Here is a 3,928-nt window from a genome sequence, read left to right as displayed (position 1 = left end):
CGTCGCCGTGGCCGCCGCGCTCTCGGGTCGCGTCCTGGCGCGCGGCCACCGCGGCGGCGTCACGCTCCTCGGCGGCGTCGAGCTCGAGCGTGGGCTCTCCGTCGTCGACGCCCGGGATGTCGCTGAGACTCAGCTGCTCGTCGGCCCGCTCGCTCGCCGCTGCGGCGCGCCGTGCGCGAGCCTGCCGCAACGACGTGACGCGCGGGTCCGACTCGAGCTCCACCACGTCGACCTGACGCGTGACGGCGTCGGCGATCGCGGTGTCGCTGGCGTCGGGGACGTCCCCGACCAGCTCGCGCCCGCCCGCATCCTCCGCGAACGTGTAGCGCCCCGCGGGGTCGAAGACGTAGTCGGCGGTGATCCCGCCCGCTCGTACGGTGACCGTCCAGCGGGCGTCGTCGCGCCGGTAGGAGTCCCACGCCGCCGACTCGGGGTCGAGCCCGCGTCCGCGCAGCGTCGTGTCCACCGACTCGCCGAGGGTCAGTGCGTTCGACTGGGCGTGCTTTCGACGGACCGTCGCCTTGCGGGCGCGCTCGGCCATGTGCTCTCGCTCCGCGAGCACGGGGTGGGCATAACCCATGATCCGGTCGACGGGGAGCTCTGCTGCTGCTGCCACCTCCTCCGGCGACTCGCCCCGGCGGATCCGGGCCTGGATGTCTCGCGGACGCAGTGCACTGTCCATCGCTATCTCCAACTGGCCGAGTCGTGCCCGGTCGTTCCTGAGGGTGGCGCGCAACCGGTCGTCGGCAGGGATGCGGAACAGCTCACCGACCGGGCCGCGAAGAACCACGTACCTCTGGTCCTCGCTCAGCCCCACCACGGTGAGGTCTCGCATGTCGTTGCCTCCGCCCTTCGCGCCTCGTACCAGCCCCAGTGTCGACTGCTTGCCCGGTCAATCCAAGCAAGCGCGCCGAGCGCGCGGTCGACCGCACCCCGCTAACGTCGTCTCGTGGCCACCAACTACGTCGTCGTCGATCTCGTCGGGATCGCCGCATTCGCCCTCTCGGGAGCGCTGGTGGCGGTCCGCAAGCCGCTGGACATCTTCGGGGTCCTCGTCCTGGCGGGGGCGACGGGACTCGGCGGCGGCTTCCTCCGTGACGTCCTCATCGGGGCCACCCCACCGGCCTCCCTCATGGACTGGCGCTACCTCATGGTCCCGGTCGTGGCGGGACTCATTGCGTTCCGGTTCCATCCCGTGCTCGGTCGGCTCGAGAGCAAGATCGCCGTCTTCGACGCCGCCGGCATGGGGCTGTTCTGCGTCACCGGTGCGGTGAAGTCGCTCGACTACGGTCTCGAGCCGGTGGCGGCGTGCCTGATGGGCATGGTCACCGCGATCGGAGGCGGTGTGATCCGTGACCTGCTCGCGGGACGCGTCCCCGTCGTCCTCCGCGAGGAGCTGTACGCGTTCCCGGCCCTGCTGGGCGCGGCGATCGCGGTCACCGCGGTCCAGCTCGACCTGCCGTACGCCTGGGTCGTCCTCCCGGGCGCGCTCTTCGCCTTCGGCTACCGGATGATCGCCCTGCGTCGCGGGTGGCAGGCGCCGCTCCCGTCCGGGATGGACGGCTACTGAGCCGAGCAGAATGGTGCGGTGGCGTCAGCGCGCCGTCCCTGCGGCATCCGCGGGAGCGCCTGCAGCAGGGGCAGGAGGGCGGACGCGTACGCTCCAGGCCCCGCCCACGGCGAGGAAGCCGGCGAGCAGGCACACCAGGTAGCCCCATGAGGGCGCCGTGCTGTCCACCACCCAGCCGGACAGCGCCGCGCCCGGCGCGACCCCGGTCGCGAGACCGGTGGTGAACCATGCGATCCCCTCGGTGAGCCGCTCGCGAGGGACGCCCTGCTCGACGAGACGGGTGCAGGCGACCATGCTGGGCGCGATCGCGAACCCCGAGACGAACAGGGCGACGGCGACCAGCGGGAGCGCCGAGGTCAGCAGCAGCGGGACGAAGCTCACGGTCAGGACCACCGTGGCGATGCGCAGCTGCGCCAGGGAGGACATCCGCGGGGGACGCGCACCGACCAGCAGACCCGCGATCAGGCTTCCCGCGGCCCAGATCGCGAGCAGGACGCCGGACAGCTCCTTGTGGCCCTGGTCCTCGGCCACCGCGACGGTCACCAGCTCGGCGCCTCCGAAGAGCACGCCGAACCCGACGCCGGCGAGCATCAGGGGTGCGAGCAGCCCGAACGGCAGACGTTCGCGCCCGCCCGAAGGATCGTCCCGACGCCGTCGGGACGGAGGCTCGGTACGGCGCTGCACCGCGAGGAGCAGCGACCCTGCCACTCCTGCCACGCCGGCGACCGCCAACCCGACGTAGGGGTTGATGAGGGTGGCGAGGAACGTGACGACGACCGGACCGACGATGAAGACCACCTCGTCGAGCACCGCCTCCAGGGCGAACGCGGTCGGGATCATCGACGGCTCGGCGTTGTGGGTCCACCGCGCCCGGACCATCGAGCCGGCCTGGGGGAGGGCGAAGCCGGCGAGGGCGGCGCACAGGTGGGGGAGCGGCGTGGGCGCCTGGGCGTGGACGGCGAGGAGCCCGAGGGCGAGCCCGAGGCCGAAGAGCGCGCTGGTCGCCGGGAGCACACGGTGCTGACCGAAGCGATCGGTGAGCCGTCCTTGCACCGGGGCGCCGATCGCGTTGGCGATGACGGAGGCGGCCGAGATGGCGCCCGCCTTCGCGTACGACCCGGTCTGCTCCTGCACGAGGAGGACGAGTCCGAGCCCGAGCATGGAGATCGGCAGGCGTGCGAGGAGGGCGGCTGTGCTGAAGGCCGGGGCGCCAGGGACCGCGAGGATCCGGCGGTACGAGTCGAGCACGGTCTTCCTTGGGAGACGTCGTCGAGGTGACGGTGTGGCGGAGGAGATGCCCTCGGGCGCCCCGACCGGGGTCGCACCTGCAGCCTAACCGTCGACTTGGAAGGATGGCGGCATGGATGGACCCGCGCCCGACACCCGCCCGTACGATGCGTTCCTGCTCGTCTCGTTCGGAGGGCCCGAGAAGCCCGACGACGTCGTCCCGTTCCTCGAGAACGTCACTCGCGGGCGGGGGATCCCGCGCGAGCGGCTGGTCGAGGTCGGTGAGCACTACTTCTCGTTCGGTGGCCGATCGCCGATCAACGACCAGAATCGAGACCTGGTCGCGGTTCTGCAGCTCGAGCTGCGCTCGCACGGCATCGAGCTCCCCGTCTACTGGGGCAACCGCAACTGGGACCCGTACCTCACCGACACGCTCACCCAGATGCGTGACGACGGTGTCGAACGCGCGGTGTGCCTGTTCACCAGCGCCTACACCTCGTACTCCGGCTGCCGTCAGTACCGCGAGAACCTGTACGACGCGACCGTCGCGGTCGGTGACGGCGCCCCCCGGCTCGACCGGGTCCGGCACTACTTCAACCACCCGGGCTTCGTGGCTCCGTTCGTCGGCGGCGCGGTGGGCGCGATCGATCAGCTCGGTCGTGAGGGGTTCGACACCGCGGCGACCCGGCTGGTCTTCGTCACTCACTCGATCCCGGACGCCATGAACGCGGCGAGCGGTCGCTTCGTCTGCGACGGGGAGACACGTGGGGGAGAGGCGTACGTGCGCGAGCACCGGGACGTCGCCGCCCAGGTGGCAGCCGGCGTGGCGGAGAGCACGGGCGTCGAGCGGGCGTACGACCTCGTCTACTGCTCGCGGTCGGGCTCCCCCGAGGTGCCGTGGCTGGAGCCGGACGTCAACGACCACCTCCGGGCTCTGGCCGCCGACGGGGTGGCGTCGGTCGTCCTGGTGCCCATCGGCTTCGTCTCCGACCACATGGAGGTCGTCTACGACCTCGACACCGAGGCGATGGCGACCGCCGAGCGGCTCGGCCTCCCGGCACGGCGCTCGGCCACCGCCGGCAACGACCCGCGCTTCGTCGCCGCGGTGCGCGACCTGCTGCTCGAGCGGGC

General features: G+C 72.0%; 4 protein-coding genes. 2 read left to right on the top strand and 2 right to left on the bottom strand.

The features are described from left to right. On the bottom strand, window positions 1-835 hold an 835-nt coding region (gene sepH, locus PV363_RS10385), incomplete at its 3' end, for a septation protein SepH (RefSeq protein ID WP_301022284.1). Between the two features lie 114 nt (window positions 836-949). Here sepH and PV363_RS10380 point away from each other — a divergent pair. Further along, entirely contained in the window at window positions 950-1,570 is a 621-nt protein-coding gene (locus PV363_RS10380) for a trimeric intracellular cation channel family protein (protein ID WP_220341513.1), read from the top strand. Between the two features lie 24 nt (window positions 1,571-1,594). Here the strand turns inward: PV363_RS10380 and PV363_RS10375 are convergent, their stop codons facing one another. Further along, complete coding sequence (locus tag PV363_RS10375) at window positions 1,595-2,818, bottom strand: MFS transporter (protein ID WP_220341514.1); 1,224 nt, start codon at window positions 2,816-2,818, stop codon at window positions 1,595-1,597. 112 nt (window positions 2,819-2,930) lie between these two features. Here PV363_RS10375 and PV363_RS10370 point away from each other — a divergent pair. After that, a partial coding sequence (locus PV363_RS10370) for a ferrochelatase (RefSeq protein ID WP_301022283.1) occupies window positions 2,931-3,928 on the top strand: 998 nt, incomplete at its 3' end.

The sequence above is a fragment of the Mumia sp. genome, assembly GCF_028803055.1.
Classification (GTDB): Bacteria; Actinomycetota; Actinomycetes; order Propionibacteriales; family Nocardioidaceae; genus Mumia.
The sequence above is the reverse complement of the archived record's forward strand: the minus strand, read 5'-3'. Positions and strand labels throughout refer to the sequence as shown.